General features: G+C 72.6%; 18 protein-coding genes and 2 pseudogenes. 13 read left to right on the top strand and 7 right to left on the bottom strand.

Going from position 1 to position 22,309, the window contains the following annotated elements; genetic code table 11:
• The first annotated feature begins 2 nt into the window (after nt 1-2).
• Genes AB0G13_RS07640 through AB0G13_RS07630 form a run of 3 tightly spaced genes read left to right on the top strand, consistent with a single transcriptional unit; the run spans nt 3 to nt 2,915 of the window.
• Nucleotides 3-932: a BadF/BadG/BcrA/BcrD ATPase family protein gene (locus AB0G13_RS07640; RefSeq protein ID WP_357870382.1), complete on the top strand. Its 930-nt coding sequence runs from the start codon at nt 3-5 to the stop codon at nt 930-932.
• On the top strand, nt 929-2,173 hold the full coding sequence (locus tag AB0G13_RS07635) for a hypothetical protein (protein ID WP_357870380.1): 1,245 nt from the start codon (nt 929-931) through the stop codon (nt 2,171-2,173). Before AB0G13_RS07640 ends, AB0G13_RS07635 begins: the two co-directional genes overlap by 4 nt.
• A complete protein-coding gene (locus AB0G13_RS07630) occupies nt 2,166-2,915 on the top strand; it encodes an SIS domain-containing protein (protein WP_357870377.1) in 750 nt (249 codons plus the stop codon). Before AB0G13_RS07635 ends, AB0G13_RS07630 begins: the two co-directional genes overlap by 8 nt.
• A 260-nt stretch (nt 2,916-3,175) precedes the next feature.
• On the opposite strand, the gene AB0G13_RS07625 is transcribed toward AB0G13_RS07630, so the two are convergent.
• A complete protein-coding gene (locus AB0G13_RS07625) occupies nt 3,176-3,610 on the bottom strand; it encodes a GNAT family N-acetyltransferase (RefSeq protein ID WP_357870374.1) in 435 nt (144 codons plus the stop codon).
• Between the two features lie 345 nt (nt 3,611-3,955).
• On the opposite strand from AB0G13_RS07625, the gene AB0G13_RS07620 reads away from it, so the two are divergent.
• A complete protein-coding gene (locus AB0G13_RS07620; RefSeq protein WP_357870372.1) occupies nt 3,956-5,020 on the top strand; it encodes an N-acetylmuramoyl-L-alanine amidase in 1,065 nt (354 codons plus the stop codon).
• Nucleotides 5,021-5,154: 134 nt separating this feature from the next.
• Here the strand turns inward: AB0G13_RS07620 and AB0G13_RS07615 are convergent, their stop codons facing one another.
• The 3 genes from AB0G13_RS07615 to AB0G13_RS07605 form a co-directional block, all read right to left on the bottom strand.
• Nucleotides 5,155-5,628 carry a hypothetical protein gene (locus tag AB0G13_RS07615; RefSeq protein ID WP_357870369.1) on the bottom strand — a complete coding sequence of 158 codons (474 nt, stop codon included), beginning with the start codon at nt 5,626-5,628 and terminating at the stop codon, nt 5,155-5,157.
• A 121-nt stretch (nt 5,629-5,749) separates the two neighbouring features.
• The gene (locus AB0G13_RS07610; RefSeq protein WP_357870366.1) at nt 5,750-9,100 is read right to left on the bottom strand and encodes a hypothetical protein; all 3,351 of its coding nucleotides are present in this window, start codon (nt 9,098-9,100) and stop codon (nt 5,750-5,752) included.
• A gap of 57 nt (nt 9,101-9,157) precedes the next feature.
• Nucleotides 9,158-11,581 (bottom strand): low temperature requirement protein A, encoded by a 2,424-nt coding sequence (locus tag AB0G13_RS07605; RefSeq protein WP_357870430.1) that lies wholly within the window; start codon nt 11,579-11,581, stop codon nt 9,158-9,160.
• Between the two features lie 151 nt (nt 11,582-11,732).
• Between AB0G13_RS07605 and AB0G13_RS07600 the strand changes: the two genes are divergently transcribed.
• Nucleotides 11,733-12,401, top strand: coding sequence for a M23 family metallopeptidase (locus AB0G13_RS07600; protein ID WP_357870363.1), 669 nt, complete (start codon nt 11,733-11,735; stop codon nt 12,399-12,401).
• Nucleotides 12,402-12,428: 27 nt separating this feature from the next.
• On the opposite strand, the gene AB0G13_RS07595 is transcribed toward AB0G13_RS07600, so the two are convergent.
• Entirely contained in the window at nt 12,429-13,163 is a 735-nt protein-coding gene (locus AB0G13_RS07595) for a DUF899 domain-containing protein (protein ID WP_357870360.1), read from the bottom strand.
• A gap of 412 nt (nt 13,164-13,575) precedes the next feature.
• Here AB0G13_RS07595 and AB0G13_RS07590 point away from each other — a divergent pair.
• Both AB0G13_RS07590 and AB0G13_RS07585 read left to right on the top strand, forming a co-directional pair.
• Nucleotides 13,576-13,983: pseudogene (locus tag AB0G13_RS07590) on the top strand (alpha/beta fold hydrolase); the annotation flags it as partial.
• Between the two features lie 139 nt (nt 13,984-14,122).
• Nucleotides 14,123-14,902 carry an NAD-dependent deacylase gene (locus AB0G13_RS07585; protein ID WP_357870357.1) on the top strand — a complete coding sequence of 260 codons (780 nt, stop codon included), beginning with the start codon at nt 14,123-14,125 and terminating at the stop codon, nt 14,900-14,902.
• Nucleotides 14,903-14,949: 47 nt separating this feature from the next.
• Here the strand turns inward: AB0G13_RS07585 and AB0G13_RS07580 are convergent, their stop codons facing one another.
• Nucleotides 14,950-15,900, bottom strand: coding sequence for a tetratricopeptide repeat protein (locus AB0G13_RS07580; protein WP_357870354.1), 951 nt, complete (start codon nt 15,898-15,900; stop codon nt 14,950-14,952).
• A gap of 253 nt (nt 15,901-16,153) precedes the next feature.
• Here AB0G13_RS07580 and AB0G13_RS07575 point away from each other — a divergent pair, with 253 nt between their 5' ends.
• Nucleotides 16,154-16,588 carry a VOC family protein gene (locus AB0G13_RS07575; protein ID WP_357870351.1) on the top strand — a complete coding sequence of 145 codons (435 nt, stop codon included), beginning with the start codon at nt 16,154-16,156 and terminating at the stop codon, nt 16,586-16,588.
• Between the two features lie 255 nt (nt 16,589-16,843).
• On the opposite strand, the gene AB0G13_RS07570 is transcribed toward AB0G13_RS07575, so the two are convergent.
• A complete protein-coding gene (locus tag AB0G13_RS07570; RefSeq protein WP_357870348.1) occupies nt 16,844-17,974 on the bottom strand; it encodes an FAD-dependent monooxygenase in 1,131 nt (376 codons plus the stop codon).
• A gap of 51 nt (nt 17,975-18,025) precedes the next feature.
• Between AB0G13_RS07570 and AB0G13_RS07565 the strand changes: the two genes are divergently transcribed.
• The 5 genes and pseudogenes from AB0G13_RS07565 to AB0G13_RS07545 all read left to right on the top strand — a co-directional run bounded on the left by AB0G13_RS07565 (nt 18,026) and on the right by AB0G13_RS07545 (nt 22,204).
• Nucleotides 18,026-18,724: a TetR/AcrR family transcriptional regulator gene (locus AB0G13_RS07565; protein WP_357870345.1), complete on the top strand. Its 699-nt coding sequence runs from the start codon at nt 18,026-18,028 to the stop codon at nt 18,722-18,724.
• Nucleotides 18,725-18,927: 203 nt separating this feature from the next.
• The gene (locus AB0G13_RS07560; protein ID WP_357870343.1) at nt 18,928-20,475 is read left to right on the top strand and encodes a hypothetical protein; all 1,548 of its coding nucleotides are present in this window, start codon (nt 18,928-18,930) and stop codon (nt 20,473-20,475) included.
• Nucleotides 20,476-20,587: 112 nt separating this feature from the next.
• Nucleotides 20,588-20,713 (top strand): annotated as a pseudogene (locus AB0G13_RS07555) (YdeI/OmpD-associated family protein); the annotation flags it as partial.
• Nucleotides 20,714-21,356: 643 nt separating this feature from the next.
• A complete protein-coding gene (locus AB0G13_RS07550; protein WP_357870340.1) occupies nt 21,357-21,590 on the top strand; it encodes a hypothetical protein in 234 nt (77 codons plus the stop codon).
• A 116-nt stretch (nt 21,591-21,706) separates the two neighbouring features.
• On the top strand, nt 21,707-22,204 hold the full coding sequence (locus AB0G13_RS07545) for a DinB family protein (RefSeq protein ID WP_357870338.1): 498 nt from the start codon (nt 21,707-21,709) through the stop codon (nt 22,202-22,204).
• The last annotated feature ends 105 nt before the right edge of the window (nt 22,205-22,309 follow it).

Genomic DNA, 22,309 nt, shown 5'->3' with positions numbered 1-22,309 from the left:
CAATGACGATCACCATCGACGGCGGCAAGTCGGAACTCCGGCTGCTGCTACGTGCCGCGGCGGGCCGTCAGCTCGGCGTCGGCCCGGGCTTCTCCTACCAGCCCCACGAGGACGGCGTCGACCGGATCCTGGCCGCGGTTCGTGGCGCCGCGGCGACGATCTCCCTTCCCGAACAGGTGGCGGGCGTGGTGGCCGGCCTGACCGGCGTACCGGGGGAGCCCGCGGAACGCCGGCGCCTCGCCCTCGCCCTCGAACGGCAGTTCGGCGGTCCGGCCGTGGTCGTGGTCGTGGAGGACAGTATCCTCGCGCACGCCGGCGCTCTCGGCGGCCCCGGCGTACTGCTGTGTGTCGGGACCGGGACGACCGTGCTCGCCGTGGACGCCGACGGCGATCACGCCCGGCTCGACGGGTGGGGTCCCCACCTCGGTGACCGGGGCAGCGCGCACGCCATCGGGCTGGCCGGGATGCGCGCCGCGACCGCGTCGTACGACCGGGTCGGGCCGGCAACCGTGCTGGTCGACCGCCTCGTCGCGGCGCTCGGCGGCGTCGACCTGGCCTCGCTCCAGCGGTACTACCGGGACCCGGCCATGATCTCGCGTACGGCGGCCTTCGCCCGCGAGGTGCTCGACGCGGCCGCCGGGGCCGACCCGGTGGCGGGCCGGATCTGCGCCGGGGCCGCGGCCGACCTCGCCGACGCGGCACAGGCGGCGACCGACCGGCTCGGTCTCGGCGGGGCAGCCCGCCGGGTGTCCTTCAGCGGACGGCTGCTGACCCCGGGAAACCCTCTTCACCAGGCGCTGTCGGCCGAACTCGAGGCCAGAGGGCTGCCCCTGGTGACACCCAGAGCGGAGCCGCTCGACGGCGGTCCGGCGCTGCTGAGCGGTGCCGCCCCCTACGCGCGCCTGCTGGCGTGCCAGGGTGGCGACGCGTGAGGGCCGGGCACGGGGTGGCGCGACTCGAGGTCGTGCCCGGGGAACCCATGGGTGGGTACGCCGACCGCTCGGACGGCGTGCGGAACGTGCTCGACCCGCTGGAGGTCCATGTCGTGACCTTCGCCGACGAGGGCCACCGGTTCGCCCTGGTGGTCGCGGACCTGGTCTGCGTCAACGTCGACGTCGTCGACCGGATCCGGGCCGCCATGCGAGACGTCGGTGTGCAGTCCTGCTGGGTCGCCGCCACCCACACCCACGCGAGCCCCGAGGCGGGCTGCAGCCCCGGCGGCGACGCCACGCCACGGCACGTCGCCGACCGGCTCGAAGCCGCGTCCCTCGTGGCCGCGCGGTCTGCCGTGGCGTCCGAGCGTGCCGCCCGACTCGGCTCCGCCCGTACGCTGGTTCCCCAACTGGCCGGTCACCGTAACGTCGCTGATCCGGCTCCCCTGGACATTCCCGTCGACACGATCGTGGTCACCGCGGGTACCGAGGTGGTGGGGCTGGTCGTGGTCTCACCGGTCCATCCGACCATCCTTCCCGCCGACAACAACCATGTGAGCGCGGACCTCAACGGCGGCATCCGCCGGGCGCTGGCCACGCCGGACCGGTGGGTGGTCGTCGCCACCGGTGCGGCCGGCGACATCAGCACCCGGCACACCCGTCAGGGGCGGGGGCTCGACGAGGCGGACCGGCTCGGCGCCTGGCTGGCCGACCGGGTCGAGCCGGTGTCGCCGCGCGTCGGCGAGGGTGCCGCGTCGCCGGTACGCCCGCCGGTTGTGCGGACGGTGACGCTCGCGCCGAAGCAGCCGGCGGAACTCGACGTCGCCGTGCGTCAGACCCCGCCGCCGGGGGGCGGAAACGACCGCATCCACCGGGTCATGCAGCAGGGGCTGCGGATCGCGGCGGAACAGGCCGCCCGGCAGCGCACGGAACCGTACGTGATCGACGTGGAGGCGGTGGACCTCGACGGGGTCACGGTCGTGGCCGTTCCCGGCGAACTGTTCCTGGAACTGGGCGAGACGATCCGTGCCGCGGCGCCGGACCAGGCACGGGACATCGTGGTCCTCGGCTACGCGAACGGCTACCTCGGCTACCTACCCACCCGTGACACGCAACCCTGCTACGAAACCTATGCCAGTCCGGTCACCTCGGGCAGCGGCGAGATCGTCGTCGAGGCCGCCGTGGCGGCCGCCGCGGAGGCCGTCGGCAACCGGGACCACTCCAGGAGGATCAATGCCTGAGCCTGCCTACGCCAACATCGCCCGGACCGCACTCGAACAGGTCCTGTCAACGCAGCTCGACGCCATCGAGGCAGCGGCCGGGCTCGTCGCCGACGCCATCGCCGCCGGTGGTGTCCTGCAGGCGTTCGGGACCGGCCACTCGCGGATCGTCACCCTCGAACTCGCGGGGCGTGCCGGCGGGCTCGCCGCCGTCAGCATGCTGGCGGTCAAGGATCTCGTGATGTTCGGTGGCGCCGAGCCGGGGCCGATCCTGGATCCGACGTACGAGCGCGAGCCCGGCCTCGCCGAGCGGATCTACCAGCTCGCCGCACCCTCCCCGCACGATGCCTTCCTGATCGTCTCGAACTCCGGAATCAACGCCGCCGTCACCGAGATGGCGGTGCTGGCCCGCGAGCGCTCCCACCCGATCGTGGCGGTCACCTCACTGGCACACACCCGCTCGGCCGGTGCCCGTGCGACCCAGGGACCGCATCTCGCCGACCTGGCGGATGTGGTGATCGACAACCAGGCGCCGGCGGGGGACGCGGCACTGGAGATCACCCCGGGAGTTCGGATAGGGGCGGTCTCGTCGTTCACCGGAGTCCTCATCGCGCAGCTACTCACCGAACTGGTCTGCCGCCGGCTGCTGGGCCGTGGCATCGACCCGCCCGTGCACGTGTCCGCGAATCTGGCTCAGGGCGACGCGCACAACCGCGTCCTCTATGAGCGGTACCGCGATCAGGTCCGCCCGATCGAACCCTGACCGGCCGGGACGAAGGCTCCCGGGCGTGAACCTTCCGGTCGAGTCGGCCCTTCAGCGTGTCGTCGCTCGACCCGGTGAGCCGGCGGATCGGTGTGAGCAGGTGCTGGCCCGGGCGTGGGGTGCGGTCGCGGTACGACGGCCGTCGCGACCGCACCCCACGCGCAACCACCCGACGTCAAGGCGTGGCCAACCTGCCGGCCGTTCGCGTGGACGAAGACGGCCGACCAGAGCCTCATCAGGGCCAGCCGCGCCAGCCGAGGCTAGAGGGAGACCACGTACTGGATGAAACCTCGGTTCTCGGCGACCTGATCGTAGAGCCGCCGGGCTGTGTGGTTGTCCTCCCTCGTTAGCCAGTACAGCCGATCACAGCCCTGGTCGCTCGCCCACGCTCCGACGGCCCTGATCAGCGCACGAGCGACACCCCTGCCGCGCGCCTCGGGAGCCGTGAACAGGTCCTGCAGATAACAGACATCGGGCGACGTCGTGCTGGCGTGGACCAGGAAGTGGGCGATGCCGACCAGCCGACCGTCCAACCGTGCCCCAAGCGCACGCACCCTGTCGCCGCGCTGGAACTCCTGCCAGGCCCGGTCGTACCGGTCTGCGGGCCAGGTGCGGCCGTAGAAGGCGTTGTAGCCGCAAAACAGCTCCTCCCACCCGGGGCGGTCGTCTGACTGAAGCATGCCAACGCTGACCATCGGTTCCTTCCTCGTCGCGGAACGCGCAGGTGTGACCCGTGTCAACCGCGCCACCTCCCGGCACCACCACCCCGACACACCACCACCTGCGTGGCAACAGACTCGTACGCTGTCGGAGGCAACGACGTCGAGGAATCTTAGCCCCGCCACACCAGTGTTGGCGCAGCCCAGCGCCCGAGCTGGCTGGCACCTGCCGGACAGGCGGTGGCCCGGCGGCGGTCGACGGCCCGGGAGGAAACCTTCAAATGTCAGATCAAGGGACGTAGACATCTTTCATGTTGTATCGATGTCCCGCTATATTGCCGAGCAGTGTCGATCTCTTCGGTCCTTCATGACGAGGTGCATATGCTCGATAACCCGACGCTCCGGCGGCGTACCCTGTTGGCGGCCATCGCCGGTGCCGCGGCCGTCCCCATCGTCGCAGGCCCCGCGCACGCCGCGTTGCCCAAGGTCTACATCGACCCGGGGCACGGCGGCACCGACCCCGGTGCGGTCGGCAACGGGCTGCAGGAGAAGGCCCTGACGCTCGACATCTCCCTGCAACTGCGCAACATCCTGCTGGCCAACTGGGGCGTCGACGTCCGCATGTCCCGGACTAGCGACATCACCCGCAGCCTGGCGTATCGCACCGACGACGCCAACGCGTGGGGCGCGAACCTGCTCGTGAGCGTGCACATCAACTCCGGCGGCGGCACCGGCTTCGAGAGCTACCGGTACCCGACGGCGAGCGCGGCCACCGTCAACCTGCACAACGCGGTGCACCCGAGGGTGCTCGGCGCGATGCGGACGATCGGTGGGGTCACCGACCGAGGGTTGAAGACCGCGAACTTCCACATGCTGCGCGAGGCGGCCATGCCCGCGGTGCTGACCGAGAACCTCTTCATCGACAGCGTCGCCGACTCGAACCTGCTCAAGCGGACGGACTTCATCACCGCCGTCGCCCGGGGGCACGCGGAGGGCATCGCGGCCTACCTCGGCCTGGGCGCCCCCAACCCGCCCACGGGCGGCACGATTGTGGACAACGCCACGGCGGGGCGGTTCACGGCGAGCACCAACTGGGGCACCTCCTCGTACTCGGCCCAGCGCTACGGGGCCGACTACCGCTTCGCCAACCCCACGCCGGCCAGCGACGCCGCCTGGTTCAAGGTGAACATTCCGGCGGCCGGCGACTACCGGATCGAGGTACGGCACCCGGCCGACCCCGGTTACAACAGTTCGGCCCCGCACGTCGTCGTCACCGCCTCGGGCAACCGCACGGTCAACGTGGACCAGCGCGCCAACGGCGGCGTCTGGCGCTCGCTGGGCACCTTCGGGCTGGCCGCCGGTGACCGCAACCTGGTCGCGGTGAGCCGATGGACCAGCACCCCCGGCTACGTGGTGGCCGACGCCGTCCGGGTCACCCGGATCTAGCCGTACCGGCCAGGGGCGGATCGGGACCGGGTCGACCCGATCCCGATCCGCCCGCCGTTGAAAGGCCGCCGGTCGTGCTCGCCAGGTCGGTCGCCGAGGCCGAGGAGGGAGCCGGTCGAGGCGCCAGGGCGTCGTCAGTGCCAGTTGTGGAACTCCAGCACCTGGCAGACCAGGACGGCCCCGCCGGTGCGGGCCGACAGTTCCTCGGCGTCGCGCAGCGCGAACCGGACCGGCCAGCTCGCGCCGAGCCGCAGGTGGCGTCCCTTCTCCGTGGCAGGCAGGAGCAACTGGTACGGCTGTAGCGGCCCGGCCGGGGTCCGCCGATTGTCCTCCGGCCACAGCCCTAGCTGCCGCCCGCCGTGGTAGAGCGCGATCCGGGCCAGCAGGCTCAGGGTGGTGTAGCCCATCGGGATCGCGCGGAAGAGCTCGTCGCGGGACGGTACGCGATCGGCCGGGAACACCCGCGACGGCTGCTCGTGCGCCCAGTACAGCAGGCCGGGCCAGGGCAGCGCGCCGTCGAAGGGATTGCCGCCGTGCTCGGGCCAGTCGATGCCACGGTGCGTGACGGCGACGTCGTCCCCGCCGGCGGTCCCGCCACTGGTGTCCACGACCGCAACTGTACCGGGAAGGGACGGCGCAGGCGGGCGCCGTCCATCCGGTCGGCGGCGGGCGGCATGCCGGGTGGGCGCCTCCGGTCGACGGCCGCCGTCCCGGCGAGCCGCAGAGGCATCACGTCGCCTCCATCCTGATGTCGAAGGCGGCGTCGCGGACGTCGGCGACCGGGTGTTCGCGCAGCAGGTGGAGCAGGTTCCGCCAGGGGGCGGACCAGCCGAACGCCCTGCCGGCCCCGGCCAGTGCCACCGCGAAGAGGCCGGTGCCGGCCTCGCCCCGCGCGGCGAGAACGCGGGCCGTGCCGAGTACCAACTCGGCGTCGAGGGCCGCCGGGGGCGCGGTGCGCTGGCCGAGGAGGTGGGCGAGCCGGGCGGCGAGTGCCGGCCGCCCCGCGACCAGTTCCGCGATTTCCACGATGTCGGTGGTGAGCCGCTCCGACGTCGTGCCGTCGAGCGGCAGCAGCCTGGTCAGCAGGATGCCCGCCCCGGCCACGTACGCGGGGTGCCGGCCCAGTTCGTCGGCCGCCCGCCGGACCGGCGCCGGGTCGGTCCGCGGCTCGAGCGCCCCGCACATCGTGGCCACGATGGCGTCGATGCGCCGCCGGGCCGGACGGTCCCCTGCGGGGCCGCCGAGGTCCGGGTCGGCGTCGTCGGTGCGTACGAGGGCGCGCAGCGCGGCGACGGGCACCTCCCGTTCGGGGCGGTGCGGGTGGCGCAGCACCGCGTCCACCACCGGACGCACCGACTGCCAGTCGTGGCGCCCGCCCAGGTCGGTGAGCGCCGCCGTGATCAGGCCGGTGAGATCGGGTGCCCAGGGCAGCCAGTGCACGAGCCGGGGCCAGGCGAGCCGGCCGACCTCCCGGTCGGGGCTCGCGCAGGCCCGGGCGACGAGGGCGGCGTAGCGGGGGCGCTCGGTGCTGGCGACCTCGTCGGGCGGGGTCGCCAGCACGGTCAGCGACTCCTCCCGACTCCCGACGATCGCCTGTTCGAGGATCGGCCAGCTCTCCGGCGCGTGCAGCTGCTGCCGGGCGGCGGCGACGACGGCCGCCCGGACGTCGCGGTGCTGGTCGGGCTGCTGCCACGCCGACGCCAGCACCGCCATCGCCTCCGGGGGACCGAAGCGGCCGAGCAGCCGGACCGCCTGCTTGCGGCTGGTCACCTTGCCCCGCCCCAGGGCGACGCCGGCCAGCGGGCCCACCAGGTCGGCCGGGCGGGTGCAGCGGACGGCGCGGGTGGCGGCGTACAGGGCGGCCCTGGCCCGCTCGTCGTCGGCGTGGGACAGCAGCAGCGGCAGCGCCTCGGCGGGCCGGTCGGTCCACGGCAGCGCCTCCAGGGCCGCCTCGGCCAGGGTGACGTTCGGCGAGTCGACGTAGCGCAGCACCAGCTCGCGCCCGGCGTCGGGCACGGGCGCGGCGGCCCGGACGGCGGCGGCCCGGTGGTGCAGCGGGGTGCCGGCGTCGGCGGCGAGGCGCGCCTGCAGGCGCACGAACGCCTGCTGCTGGCGGGGCAGCCACCGCTCGGCGTGCACGGGTCGGCCCGGGATCCAGCGGGTGCCGGCGGTGAGGAACGCCCCCTTCGGCGGGTGGCGCAGCACCCCGTCGAGCAGGTCGGTGCGGCGGGCGCTGACGGCCCGCCACACCGTGGGCAGGGTGATCGTCGAGGCGTCGGAGCGCAGCACGTACGCCACCCGCTGCGCCCGGGTCCTCGGGTCGGCCAGCCACAGCTCGACGGCCTCCCGCACGACGGCGGCGACGGTGCCGGGGGCCGTCGCCCGGCGCAGCAGCTCCTGGAGCTCGGGCAGCTGCCAGGCCCGCCGCCCCAGGGCCCGGGTCACCGCGAACAACGCGGCGAACTGGCCCCGGGCCATGCCCGCCTCCACCCATCCCCGCAGCCGCGCGAAGACCAGCTCCTCCTGGCCGCGGCGCAGCGTCTGGTCGAACCGTCCGAGCGGCGGTAGCCGGTGCCCGCCGAAGAGCCGATTGAGGGTGTCCAGCGCCCACCGCAGCAGGGCCGGTTCGTCGACGTGCCGGCCCAGCACCCGGGCGGCGAGGCTGCCGAGCGCGGCGAGGGTGCGCGTCGAGGCGTCGCGGGTGGCCGTGGCGTCGACGGTGATCCGGGTCAGCACCTCGACGGCGTCCGCGCGCAGCAGGGGAGCCAGGTTCGTCAGCTCCGCCAGCGCCACGGCCCGGACCGGGTCCTGCTCGTTGCGCAGCCGGTCCAGCCTGGCCAGGGCCTCGACCGCCGCGGCGGGGTCACGGCTGCGTCGCGCGGCGGCCAGGAGCAGCTGGTACGCGACGGCCCGGTCGTGCGCGTCGGCGGCGCGCAGGGCGGGAGCCAGCGCCGCCGACGCCGCCGGCCACGGCAGCAGGGCGCTCCACGACCGCACCTGCGCCTCGTCGTGGCGGACCTCGTCCAGGGCGAGCACCCGGCGCGCCTCCCGCTCCCGCCAGACGTGCGGCAGCACCTCCAGCAGCGCCGCGTCGGGGATCCGGGAGGCCGTCTCGACGTCGGCGAACACGGCGTCGTACAGGCCGCCCCGCCGCGCCGGGGGTAGCGCCGCGAGTAGCCGCCTCAGCAGGTCGTCGTGGTCGCGTACCCGCCGGCCCAGGGCGAGCAGGTCCGCCTGCGGCAGTCGTACGAGCTGACGCAGCAGCGCCGAGGGCAGCCCCTCGTAACGCAGCCGATCCACTCGGGACACCTCGGTCAGCAGGGCCAGCACCCGTCCCGGCGCGCACGCGGCGAGCGCACCGTAGTCCGCCAGGTCGCCGGGGAGGTACCCGGTGGGCGCGTACCGTTCGAGCAGCGTCAGCGCCCGCTCCGGTCGGCGCCGGCCGGCGACCAGGACCCGCTTGCCGTGCGCCGTCCACCAGCGGTCCCGTTCGGCGGCGTGGAGGTGGGGCAGGGTCGACTCCGCGTGGTCGAGCACCACGTCGCCGTGGCGCCGGGCCAGACGGACCGAGTCTGGCAACGCGTGCTCGACGACCGGCAGCAGCCGGCGGACGGTGTCCGCCCCGCAGGCGGGCAGCAGGGCCACCGCCTCGACGGCGCCGAAGCGCCCCAGCACACCGTCGATCAGGTCGTCGGCGACCGCCGGCCGGCGCAGGTGCCGCAGCGACCGGTAGACGAGGTGGCGCAGGTCGGCCGGCGCGTCCCGGACGAATGCGCGCAGGTCGTCGCCGGCGAGCCAGCCGGCGCGCAGGCCCACCTTGACCGCGACCGCCCGGATCGTGCCGTGCGGGTCGCTCAGCGCCGCCCGCGCCGCCGCGCGGTCGCCGACGATCTCGGCGGCGGTGACGGCCAGGAACCGGTGGTACGACTCCCCGCCGCGCAGGTCCGCCAGGATCTCCGGCAGCTCGCCCGTGGCGGCGAGCTGGCGGGCCCGGCGCGCGAGCGTCGACATCCGCTCCCGGTGGGCCAGCGCGTCCAGTTCGCCGAGCAGCCGTCGTGTCGATCTCCGCACGCCGCTCATTGTGTCGGTCGGGTGGTCGCGGGCACGACAAGGGGCACCCCGGGAACTGCCTGGTGCTCAGCGACCGTCGGGTGGCGTGGCGGCGCGCAGCGAGGTGGTGGTGGCGACCGTGACGCCGACCGCCGCGAGCAGCACCAGCGTCGCGAGGCTGGGTAGCGCGGCGGTCGCCGGAGCGGCGAGCGCCACCACCAGCAACCCGAGCACCCGTCGCCGGCAGAACCGGCCCACCGCGCGTCGCCAGATCAGCTGGTCGCCGGCGAGGAAGAGGACCACGCCGCCGTGGAGGGCGGCGTGTCCCAGCGACTGCAACGGCGTGGCCGGCCGCTGCGCCACCTGCGCCAGCGTCGTCGTCAGGCCGAGGGCGACCAGGATCAGCCCGGCGACGATCAGCAGGTGCAGGTAGGTGTAGGCGTCGCGGGCCAGGGCCGCCCCGCGCGGGCTGGTCGACACCTGCGACAGCCGCCGGTCGAGGACGCGGTCGGTGCCGACGTACGTCCACCACAGGGCGGCGAGCAGGGTGACGATCAACGCGACGGTGAACAGGGCCGCCACTGAGATCGACGTGTCGGCCAGCGCGATGCCGGTGGAGATGAAGCCCTCCCCGAAGGCGACGAGCACGATCAGGTTGTACCGGTGCGTCCAGTACTCGAGCGAGCGGATCCGCCAGTTGCGGGCACCGGTCAGGTAGCCGCCCCCCAGGTCCAGCACCAGCGCGGCCGTCCAGCACGCCGCGCTGACCGGCGAGATGGCCTCCCCGGTCGAAGGAAAGGTCAGCGTCGCGCCCACCAGGAGCGTCAGCGCCGCCGCGGTGGGCAGGGCAGCCCGGGCCGCCTGGGCCCGCAGCGCCGGGTCGGGTCGCGCGATCCACCAGAACGAGGCGAGGTGCAGCACCCGGACCGCCACGTAGCAGGCCATCACGATCAGCGGACCGGGTAGCCCGCCGGGCACGTGGCTGAAGGCCTGCGGGATGGCGGTGCCGAGCACGAAGGTCAACGCGCCCGCCGCCAGCACCGTCACCCGCACCAGGGTGGTGACGCGGGGCACCACGCTCTCCAACCAGGCGTACAGGCACCACGACCACCACAGCAGGACCAGGGCGCCGAGACCCTGCGCCACTCCCGCCGGGGACGGCTGGCGGTTCACCAGGACGGTGATCTGGATGAACGCGTACACGACGATCAGGTCGAGGAAGAGCTGGTGCGGGCGGACCACCGTCACCCGCTCCACCGTGCCGGCGACCGCGTCGTGCAGCCGGCGGTGCCGGTGGCCGAAGACGGTACGGTCGGCGGCCACGACGGTGCCCAGGCAGGCGACGAGTATCGCCAGCGATCCGAGCGCCGGCACGTTGAGGACCACCGGTGCGGTGGCGAGGAGCAGCACGATGCCGAGTGCCACGCTGCGCCCCAGCAGGCCGAAGCCGCGCCTCTCGAAGGCCAGCAGCCCGAGCAGGTAGAGCAGCGCCCCGCCGTGCAGGGCGAGCGCGCCGCCCGTGCTCCACGGGTCGGCGGTGTTCATGTTCGTCGCGCCCAGGGCGTGTTTGAGGCCGAGGGCGAGCAGGATGAGGCCGCCGACCATCGGCAGGTGCAGCAGCGCGTAGGCGTCGCGGCCCACCAGCGACGTGACGCCGCAGGGCAGACGTCGCAGCGACTGCTCGGCGGCGAACCTGGCGAGGTCGAAGTAGGTCCACCACAGCACGAGCACCACCACGACGCCGAGGGCCGAACCGGCGATCACCGGCCAGATGATCGGTGGGTCGCCGACCAGCCCTTTACTGGTGCCGATCGAGATGATCGTCTCGCCCAGGGCGACGAGCACGATCAGGCTGTGCCGTTCCGCCCAGTGGCTGACGGACCCGAGCTGCCAGTCGCCCGTGCCCAGCGCCGCCAGGCCGGCGTAGTCGACGCCGGTGGCCGCGGTGAACAGCACCACCTGCGCGAGGTGCACCGGCGGCCAGGTCGGCAGCAGCGCCGGCAGGGACGCGGCAGCCAGCAGCAGCAGCGTGGTGACGCACAGCGGCAACCACGCGCGGAGCCCGAACAGGGGCCGGTCACCGGTGTTCAGTCCGGCGAGGGTGGTGACCGCCAACGGCCCGAGGCGCACCAGGACGAATGCGACGGCGAAGACGAGGGGGCCCCACAGGCCACCCGGCCGGTCCACGAACGCCACCGGCAGGGCGACACCGACCACGAAGATGCCGGCCGCCGCCGCGAAGACGACCAACGGCATGGCGCCCCGGTCGAAGCGCACCGTGTTTCCGAACCAGGCGTACGACGCCCAGCACCGCCACAGCAGCGCGACCACGAGGAAGCCCTGGAACAGCCCGACGGGGTGGAAGTTCGCCGACATCAGCGCGGTGACGTTGAAGAACGCGTAGACGAAGACCAGATCGAGGAACAGCTCCAGGCGCGTCACCCCGCCCGGGCCGAACTGGATCCGCCCGGCCACCGCGGCGTGGATCCGCCCGGCCCCCGACGCGCTCATCGCCACCCGACCACTCTCCCAACAGGCGGGCGGGCGCAACGTGGGATCGCCGAAGCCGGCGCGTGGGGCGGCGCGGGTCGAGAAGCGTCCCCGCCGACGACCCCGCGGGTGCCGCCGACCGCCGGTGCTGGGTGCCTTGCCGGCGTCTGCCATGCTCGGGCCGGTGACGACCGGCCACCCCACCAGTCCCCGCACCCATCGTCGCAGGCGCAGCCGCCGCATCCGGGTCGTGCTCGCTTCCGGTGCCGTCGTGGTGCTCCTCGCCGCCGCCGTCTTCGTCGTCGCGGTGGTCGTGCCGCTGGTGCGGCCGGCGGGCCCGCGCCCGCTCTTCCAGCTTCCCGTCGCGTGCGGCGAGACGTGGCAGTTGGGCACCTACCCCGGTCACGACGACTACGACGTCGACCTGTTCCCCACCGAGGGCGAGGCGTGGGGACGCCCGGTGCTCGCGTCGTACGCCGGGGAGGTCACCGTGGCGGGGATCAACGGGTCGCTGGGTGGCCGTACGCCCGACAACCCGGACGGGCCGCGTGGCCGCGGCGGCGGCTACTGGGTGAAGATCGACCACGGCGGCAAGTGGGAGACGCAGTATCTCCACCTGCTCGAACCGCCGCTGGTCCGGGTCGGCCAGCGGGTCGCCCAGGGTGAGCAGATCGGGCGTCTGGGCAGCACCGGCAACTCCGGGGCTCCGCACCTGCACTACGAGCAGCGCCGGGGCTGGGAGAAGGTCGAGGCATACTTCGACGGCGTGCCGTCGGGCATCACCCACGACGACACCGAGTACACGGTCAGACGCAAGAGCAACAACTGCGTTCCCGGGTGAGCGCCGCCGCGGGCCGCCGGGCGGAGGTCAGTGGCAGTCGCAGTGGCTGTCGGTCGCGTCCGTGCCGTAGGTGTCGTGCAGGGGGAACTCGTTGACGTAGCGCTGCCGGCCCAGCGGGGTGAGGTCCAGGTAGTTGTACGTGTTCAGCAGCGGGTCGAGGCCGCGGCCGTACACGGAGTAGGTGTGCAGGATCCGGTCGCCGTCGCGGACGAAGACGCTCAGGCCGTGCGATTCGCCCTGCAGGTGGTGGGTGAGGCCCTCCGCCGCCAGGGTCTCGGCGTCCTTGTAGTTGTATTCCACGGGCGCGACGGCCGGGTCCATGGTGACGTGGAAGTCGTAGTTGAAGTCGCTGCCGTGGGAGGAGTACCAGGGAAAGCGCCAGCCCATCCGGTTCTTGAAGGACGCGAGGGACGGGAACGGCGCGCGGGAGACCACGGCGAGGGTCGTGTCGCTGGCGTGCAGATGCGCGAGGTGCCCGAAGTTGTCGACCAGCAGGGAGCAGGCCGGGCACCCCTCGGTCCATTCCGGGTCGAACATGAAATGGTAGACGATCAACTGTCGTCGACCCTCGAACATGTCCGCCAGCCCGACGGTGCCCGCGGGTCCGGTGAAGGAGTAGTCCTTCTCGATGGCGACCGCCGGCAGTTCGCGCCGCATTGCGGTGGCCCTGTCCCGCAGGCGGGTGAGCTCCTTCTCGTGGTCGAGCAGTTCCTTGCGGGCGTCGACCCACTCGTCCCGGGACACGACCTTCGGTGCAATCATGGACGACACGCCTTTCCGCTGGAGCGCCTGGACCATTCTTATCGGGCGACACGCGATCACACCAGCCTTCGTCCGGTGTCGTGGGATTCCCATTTTTGGTTCCCGTTCCGGCGATTTCGCCGGCAGCCTGGAGAAAATGGGCAGGTGGACCGGTCCGCCCTCGACGCCGGCCGGCCCGCGTGCCGGGAAAAGGGAACCGGCGTACGCCGGCCAAGTGCGCATTATCGAATAAGGCCGTGCCGTCCTCGGCGCCCAGGCCCGACGCAGGCCACCAGCGGTCGGGGCGACGACCCGTCGCCCCGGCGAGACGGTGTGGCGCGTGACCGAGTCGAACGTCGGGGCGTTGCGGGCCGTCACGGTCGACGGAGTGGCCCTGGCCTACCGGGTCGCCGGCGACCCGACCAACCCACCCATGGTGCTGCTGCACGGCCTCGGCGAGGACGAACGCGACTGGCACACCGTGCTGGCCGCGCTCGCCGTCAGGCACCGCGTGTACGCGCTGGACCTGCGCGGCCACGGCCGCAGCGACCACCCCGGCCGGTACGCGTTCGAGGCGATGCGCGACGACCTCGTCGGGTTCCTCGACGCCGTCGACGTCGAGCGGTGCGTGGTGATCGGGCACTCCATGGGTGGAGCCGTGGCGATCCTGCTCGCCGAAGCCGCCCCGCACCGGCTCACCCACCTGATCCTGGAGGACGTGGCGGCACCCCGGCCGGGCGCTCTCCGGCGGCCGCCCCTGCCACCGCCGGACACGCCCACGCCGTTCGACTTCGCCGCCGTCAACGCCATCCGCGCCCAGCTCAGGGTACGGGTGGGGTCGGGGGGCTGGGCTAGCGTCGACGGACATGGGCGGCGTGGCCGACGGTGCCAGGTCCTTGAGCGGCTGACGGTGTTGCACGAGTACGGCCGGATCTGGCCTAGTCTTGCCCGGCGGGTCCGGGTCGAAGGGAGCAGGCCAGATGGGGGAGCGGTCGGTGCGGGAGGCCGCGGCGCTGTTGGCGCAGGCCCGGCGCGTCGTGATCTTCACCGGCGCGGGTGTCTCCGCGGAGAGCGGTGTGCCGACCTTCCGCGACGCCCTCACCGGCCTGTGGCGAAGCTTCGACGCGCAGCGGCTCGCCACGCCGGAGGCGTTCCGCGACGATCCCGCGCTGGTCTGGGGCTGGTACGAGTGGCGACGCGACGCCGTGCGGCGGGCGCGCCCGAACGCGGGTCACGTGGCCGTGGCCGCGATCGAGGCACGCGTCCCCGGCACGGTCGTCGTCACGCAGAACGTCGACGACCTGCACGAGCGCGCCGGCTCGGTCGCGCCGATCCACCTGCACGGCAGCCTCTTCGCGCCGCGCTGCGCGGCCTGCGCCCGCCCGGCGCCGGTGCCCGACGAGCCGCCGGCGGAGCCGGGCGACGGCCGGCGCGTGGCCCCGCCCCGATGCGCGAGCTGCGCGGGCCCCGTCCGCCCCGGGGTGGTGTGGTTCGGTGAGGCGTTGCCGGCCGCGGCGTTGGAGGCCGCCGTCGAGGCGGCCTCCGACTGCGACCTGCTGGTGACCGTGGGCACCTCGGGCCTGGTGTATCCCGCCGCCGAGATTCCCCAGGTGGCTGCCCGCCTCGGCGCCACGGTGCTGCAGGTCAACCCGCAGGAGACACCCCTGGACGCCGTGTCCGACGTGAACCTGCGCGGCCCGGCCGCCCAGGTGCTGCCGGCCCTCGTGCAGGCCGCCTGGGGCGGTGCCGACCAGGTGTGACGGCCGGGGGCCAACGGCGCGGGAACGGGCGGCCGGGGCGCCCCGGGTCAGGAGGGTCGGCGCATGCCGAGCTGGTCCAGCCAGCCGTCGACGTCGAAGCCCTGCCCCTCGGCCCGGTCGAGCCACTCGGCGGCGCGGGCCGGGTCGGTGGGCAGGCCGGAGCCGAGCAGGTACATCACCCCGAGGGTGGCCGCGGCGCGGGGATTCCCGGCGTTCGCCGCCCGCTCGTACCAGCTTGCGGCGACGGCCTCGTCCCGGGGGAAGCCCCGCCCGCTGGCGTGCCCGGCCGCGACGTTGTACAGGGCGCGGGGGTGGTCCCGGTCGGCCGCGCGCAGCAGCCACTGCCGCGCCACCGCCTCGTCGCGCGGCACCATGTCCCCGGTGTCGTACAGGACGTGCAGCTCGAACATCGCGTCGGCGCTGCCGGCCCCGGCGGCCTGCTGGTGGTACGCGACCGCGGCCTCGCCCTCGCCCAGCAGGTAGTGCACGATGCCGGACCAGTAGCGTGCCTCCCCGGTCGGGTCGTCGGCGCGCAGCGGCTCCAGCAGCGTCAGCGCGTACCGCCCGACCCGGTCCACGGCCTCCCGGCCGACGGCCGCGAACAGGTACGCGCCCTGGCGGTTGCCGTGCCGGGCGGCCTCGGCGAAGCAGCGCAGGGCCGCGTCCAGGACGTCGTTCCCGCTGGTGGGGAACGGGTGCGGGGACGGCCACGCCGGCGGCTGCGTGACCGGCAGGTCGAGCAGCCGGCGTCCCAGGGGCACCCACACGTCGGTGCGGCCGGCCCGCGCCGCGGTCAGGTAGCCGCGCAGCAGCACCTCGTACGCGCGGATCGGCAGGATCCCGATCATCACGTCCCCGCGCACGATCCGGCCGTCGATCTCACGGCACAGTCCTTCGAGGTACGCGGCGTCGAGCGGCTCGGCGGCCGTCACCCGCTCGGTCTCGGCGAGCAACGTGTTGCCGGGGGCGGACGGGGCGGTGGCAGGAGTCAAGGTCACGCCGCCACCCTACTGTCGTCGTCCCGCCACCCGTTCGCGGTACGCGCTCGGACGGGCGTGACCAGCCACGATCCCGCCGAGGGAGGCGAGTTCGCCCGGTCCACGTGCCGGTGCCCGACGGCGGGGCTAAACCTCGTCGATCGTCCACGGGCCGAGGTCCCACTCATGCTCAGGAGCCGGCCGCATGCGCCACGACCTGGCCGGGGGCGGGCCCGTGGGAGACGACGCGAGGCCCGGGCTCTATGGTGGAGCGATGGCGTCGGTCAAGCAGTTCCAGGTCACCTTCGACTGCGCGCAACCTGAGCGCGTCGCTCGTTTCTGGTGCGAGGTGTTGGGGTACGTCGTACCGCCGCCACCGGAGGGGTTCGCCACCTGGGGCGACTTCGACCGCGCGCTGCCGCCCGAGCGTCAGGGTTCGGCGTTCGCCTGCGTCGATCCCTCGGGCGTGGGCCCGCGACTGTACTTCCAGCGCGTTCCCGAAGGCAAGGTCGTCAAGAACCGGGTGCATCTTGACGTGCGGGTCGGTACCGGTCTCGTGGGCGAGGAGCGCCTGGCCGCACTTGAGGCCGAATGCGCACGCCTGATCGCGCTCGGCGCGGCACGCGTGCGGCTGCTGCGTGCCGATGGCGTCAACGAGTCGTGCCTCGTGATGCAGGACGTCGAGGGCAACGAGTTCTGTCTCGACTGAGTGTCCGCGAACCGGCCGGTGGTGCCGAAGACGGTGATGTTCACTGGCTCAGAGCTGCGCGCCGACTTCGTCACCGAGGACATGCTGATGTTCCTCATGGCCAACGCCGGCGTACTTACCGCGACCCCGGAGGGCACCCCCCAACGCTGCGAGTCGGCCGGCGGCGCCCAGCACGCGGATCTGCCGACGACCGGACATCCGATCCACCGGGGCAGGAGCGTCCACAAGGGCGAGGCCGCGCTGCGTCGCGCGTCGTCAATCTGCGGGTGCCGGCTCGGTGGGCCGCGGCGCGAAGAAGCGGATGATGTCCTCGGCTGCGGTGGGGGAGAGCATCATGGCCTGGACCCGTGCGGACATTTCGGCGATCGGGTGGATCCTGGTGAACATCGCCTCCTCGTACGTCCGGATCGCCGAATTGGGGTCGGCGGGGTTGGCGGCGAGTTCGGCGGCGAGTTCGGCGGCGTCGAGCATGGCCTGGTTGGCGCCCTCGCCGACCGGCGGCATGAGGTGCGCGGCGTCACCGATGAGGGTGATGCCCGGTTGGTGGGCCCAGCGTGTGCCGGTGGGCATCGCCTCGATCCTGCGTGGGGTCGGCGGGCCGTCGCCGGCTTCGATGAGTGCGGTGAGGCTGGGGTCCCAGCCATCGAAGATGTCCAGCAGAGCGCGCTTGCTGCGGTAGGTGTCCAGGTGGCGGTCGTCCGCGCGTAGGGAGATGCCGACTCGGATGCTGCCGTCGCCGAGGCGTTGCGCTGCCAGGATCTGGTTCACGCCGATGCACCAGAGGTTTCCGGGGCCGACCAGCTCGGCGAGGTCCGGGTGGCGCCGGTCGGCGTCGCTGACGCTCAGCTCTACCAAGGTGGCCACGGGGGACAGCGTCGCGTCGGTCAGCAGCGACCGGACGACCGAGCGTGCGCCGTCCGCGCCGATGAGCACGTCGCAGTCGGCGCGGTGGCCGCCGTCGAACGTCAGCCCGAAGCCTCCGTCGGGTCGTGGCGTCGCCGCGACGAGCCGGTGCTGCCACCTGACAGTGTCGGCGGGCAGCGAATCGAGCAGAAGATCACGCAGTGCGCTGCGGTCGATCTCCGGGCGTCCGGAGAATGCGCCGGGTTGCGGCCTGTGGTGCACGAGGGTGCGTCCGGCCGGATCGAGGATGCGATGTTCCTCGCCCTCCGGCCGGGCCTCGGACCGGAACCGGCCGGCGAGACCCGCCGCGGCCAGGGCCTGTTGCCCGGACTCCGGGTGCAGGTCGAGCGAGCCGCCCTGCGATCGCGCGGATCGGCTTGCCTCGCGTTCGTACACCACCGCGCCGATGCCGTGCCGGTGCAGGATCCGGGCCAGGGCCAGGCCGCCGAGGCCACCGCCGGCGATCGCGATTCGCATCATCATCTCCGTTACCGTACGCTGTATCTTGTGGATACGCCGTACGGTAACGCACCCTTGCCCATCTGGGAACGGCCCGAGCCCCAGCCCCGGGCGGCGCCGGTGGCGCTGAGCCGCGCGAGGATCGCCGCCACGGCTGTCCGGCTCGCCGACGCACACGGCCTAGACGGGCTCTCGGTACGCAAGATCGCCAAGGAGCTCGGCGTCGGTCCGATGCGGCTCTACGACTACGTGATCAACAGGTCCGAACTGCTCGATCTGATGGTCGACACCGTGTACGCCCAGATCGCCGAGGCCGACCAGCACTCCGAGTGGCGCGCCACGGTGCTGGCCCTCGCCCACGCGACTCGCGAAGCCGCCCTCGACCACGAGTGGTTCGCCGACCTGCTCGGCGCAAGGCCACACCTAGGACCTCACGCGCTCGCCGTGGGCGAAGCGACCGCGGCGGCGCTCAGCCAGGCCCCCGGCGTACGCGGTATCGACGATCTACAGCGGGCTGTGGACGCCCTCAACGCGTTCGTCGTCGGAGCGCTCCGCAGGGAGATCACCGAGCGACGTACCGCCCGTTCCACCGGCACCGACGTGCCCGCCTGGCAGGCCGCCCTCGGGCCCTACCTGACACGCATGCTCGAAACAGGCCGCTACCCCACCGTCGCCCGGCTCGTCGTCGACGGCGCCCACCTCGACGCCGAGGAAACCTTCCACCACACCCTGGTCACGATCCTGGACGGCATCACCAACCATCCCCGCACGTGACCTGCTGTTCGCAGGCCAGTACGGCTGAACACCGACCCGCCTCGACCAGGCATCCGGAGCTGCCGCAGATCGTCCTTTACGTTGTGTGACGGCGGCGATCCGTCCTCTCCGGGCGGCCGGCCGCGTGGTCGGACAACGTCGGCAGGAGCTTTCGTCGATCCCTTGGGTCATTGGTCCGATGACGGCGGCCGTAGGATCCGGGAGTGAATGACGCCCCCAGCGCGGATCATCGACCTTCGGCGTTCATGACCGACTGGGCGCGGCTGTCGGTCAGCCATTGCCAGTACGAGGTGTCCACAGCGCCGGGTGTGTCCGGCATGGGGATCTACATCCTCGGCGACGACCTGCTACACGTCGGCGGACCGAGTCAGTTCACCGGTTTCTGCGGTATTCACACCGGGTGGATCGAGGCACGCGTTCGTGTGTTGTCCGGGCCTGCGGCGGAGGCCGACGTCGGCTGGGACGCGATCAGTGAGGTGACCCTCTGGAGTCCCAGCGGTCGGTTGTCGGTCATCGGCTTGATGGGTGGCACTGCGGACGCTCTTACCGACGTCGCCGTCCCGCGTGGGCTTGTCAGGGTGCGGGTGCACGCACGCGACCGACTGCACGAGACGGTACGCACCGACGGCGACCCGCCCGAGCGGCACGAGTTGCACGTCTGGGGAGTTTCCGAGGAGGCGCCGTGGCGCACCGTGCTGGCCGACCCCAAAGGTCGCGGCTGGGAGCAGAAGCCGGCGAAGGCCGCGGAGTGGGCGATGCTGTCGCTGGTACCTCGCCCGTCCGCCCGTCCGGGCATCCTGCCGCTGTTGCCAGCAGGTTACCCCCACGAGGACGATGCCGGCCTGTCCCGCGTGGCGGTGGTCCGTCATCGGCCCGCGCCGGTCGAGGTCCCGGCCGGGGTGCTGCCCGTCGGCGACCTGGAGGTCCGGCTGGAGCGGGTCGACGACGAGACCTTCACCTGGTCGTGGGCCACCGCCGTTGAACCGATCTTCCCTCATCCGCTGGCGACGCTGCCGGATGACGAGCCGACTGCCGTACGGGTGATGTCCGGTTCTGACGGCTTCACGCTGAGGCACGAGGGAGTGTTGGGCCGGCACGCCTTCGCCCTCAGCCTGATCTGGGACCATCTGCTCGACGCCGCCGGGTCGTATCCGTGGATCCAGACGTTGCGTGGGCAGGCCGCCGAGGCAACCGTGCTGGCCGAGAAGTACCGCCGTCTGCAGGCCGAGCGCGACGCCGAGCGGTGGGGAGGCGCTCTGCCGTCGGATCGTGTCCGCGGACTCTTCGGCCAGGCGCGGTCGCTGGCCCGGATCGACCGCCGGCTGCTCGACCGCATCGATGCGCTGCCCGCCACCCGCCAGCGGGAGGCAGCATGCTGGGCGGCCCGCCATGCGATGCGAGTGGCCGGGCTGGAGCAGATCGGGTGGATCGCCGACGCGCTCGTCGCGGCCGAGGCCGACCGTCCACTGCCCCGATCCTTCACCGAGCAGAGCGGCAATGCCGCGTTCAACCGGCTCATGTCCGATCCCGAGGTTCCGCACACCACCGTCACCCTCCGCCTGGACACGCCAGGGATCGGCACCCGCACCGTCGCAGGGGCACTCCAGCAGGCCGCTGCGTTCCCCGCCCTGATTGCCCTGGCGAACGACGATCCGCTGGCTGCTGCAATCAACGCCATCTACAACGCGGCGATCGCCCATGGCGACGACCGCGACCGCTTCCTCACCGACACCCACGCCGCCCTGAGCTGAGCCTTCGATTCGGCAGACCAAGTAGAGGCACCCGAACAGGTCTCCACCAAGTGGGGCGTGGAATCGGCGATGGCCGCCGGTCGAATGCATGACGGAGCTATGCCTGCGGGCTCTCCACCGCGTCGATGCCGTCAAACGGGCGCAGACCCGCGAGCGCAAGGTCGCCGAGTTCGTCGCCATGCTGGCCCGTCACGAGACGATCTACCCGCAGAAGGCCAAGCCCTCGAACTCGCCGTAATCGGCACCATGATCATGGACGCTCATCTGCCGCGACGAGGGCGGGAGTCTTCCGTTGCAGAGGCCGCGGTGGCCATCATGGTCTGTCATGAGGTTCGAGACGCTCGTCATCGTGGAGGTGGTGGGCCAGTCAGCGAGCTACTCGTCGGCAGCCGAGCCTGCGGGGAAGGCCGCTGTCCGCGAGGCTTTCACGGAGACCGGCCTGGGTCCGTGGGCGGAGCGTTCTTCGGTTCTCGTCGAGTTTCGTACGCCTGAAGCGCGCAACGCCAACGAAGCGTGGGACCTCGACAACCTGATCAAGCCGACGTCGGACGCGATGGAGTGCATGTCCGGGATCCGAGAATGGCGCGGGCCAGCGCAAGCGGCAGACGACCGCGTTGATCGTATCGAGGCGACCAAGCGCACTGTCCGCAGCGACGAAGCGCCCGGGGCCCGGATCGAGGTTCGGCGCTTGGTTCAGTCGTGCGGCGACGCGCGCACTCATCTGCCGCTGGTGCCCACCGTCTCGTCGAACTCCTGTCGCGGCGCCGCGAATGCAACGGACCTATCCTGCGGTCATGGTTGTCGACCCACTCACAAGGATCAGCGCCGCGTTCCACCCCCGCTAGGTGGCCGCGTCCGCGGCCCCGAGAGAGGGGGCAACCATGTCTCGTACGGACAAAGACGGTCCGCATCACCCGCGAACCGGCCTGCGCTGGCTGGTCGGTGGTGGAGGCCCGCCGCGCTGGTTCATCAACGCCGTCTGGACCAGCAGGCAGCGTCAGGCCGCGAGGGCCGTCTGCCGTAACGCCGCGAAGGAACATCGCGGAGACGGGATCGTCGACACCATCCCGACCATCCAGCAGCACCGACACGGCGCCCAGTGGCTCTGGTGGTGACGTGTGACGCCTGCTGTGCTCAGCGCGCCAGCTCCAATCGCCCGCCGATCTCCACCCGATCGCTCGTGCCGATGTCCGCTGGTTGCTCCGGGGCGACGGTCTGGAATGCTAAGTCCATGGCTTCCTACCCGCCTACCTTTGCCGATGAGGTCGTGGCACAGCCAGCCCGTGCCCAGTTCGAGGCGTTCCTCGACGAGCACCGCGGCGCGCTCAACGGCTGCCTGGACGGGCTGACGGAGGAACAGGCGCGCCGATCGTTGGTGGCCTCCCGGACCACGCTGCTGGGTCTTGTGAAGCACGCGACCTTCGTCGAGAAGGTCTGGTTCGACGAGGCCGTCACGTGCCGGTCGCGCGCGGAGATCGGCATCCCCGCGTCGTCGGAGGAGTCGTTCATCCTCGATGACGACGACACGATCGCCACCGTCCAGCGCGCGCACCGCGAAGCCTGTGAAGCGTCACGCCAAGCGACGTCATCCCTGGGTCTGGACGACATCCTGCACGGGCACCGGCGGGGCCCGCTTCCGCTGCGGTGGGTGTATCTCCACGTGCTGCGCGAGCTCGCCCAGCACTGTGGGCACGCGGACATTCTTCGAGAGCAGCTCGTCAACGAGTAGTGCGCGGACGTCCGCTCCTGCCGCCGATCGCGTGTGACGACAGGCGGCGGGCCGTCATGCAGCCGGTGGGACCAGGCCGAGACCTGCTCTGACGGGTGAGTTGGT

The organism is Micromonospora sp. NPDC023633, from assembly GCF_040640035.1.
In the GTDB taxonomy this organism is placed as follows: domain Bacteria; phylum Actinomycetota; class Actinomycetes; order Mycobacteriales; family Micromonosporaceae; genus Micromonospora.
Note: the sequence above shows the minus strand (reverse complement) of the source record. Positions and strands in the feature narration are given on the sequence as shown.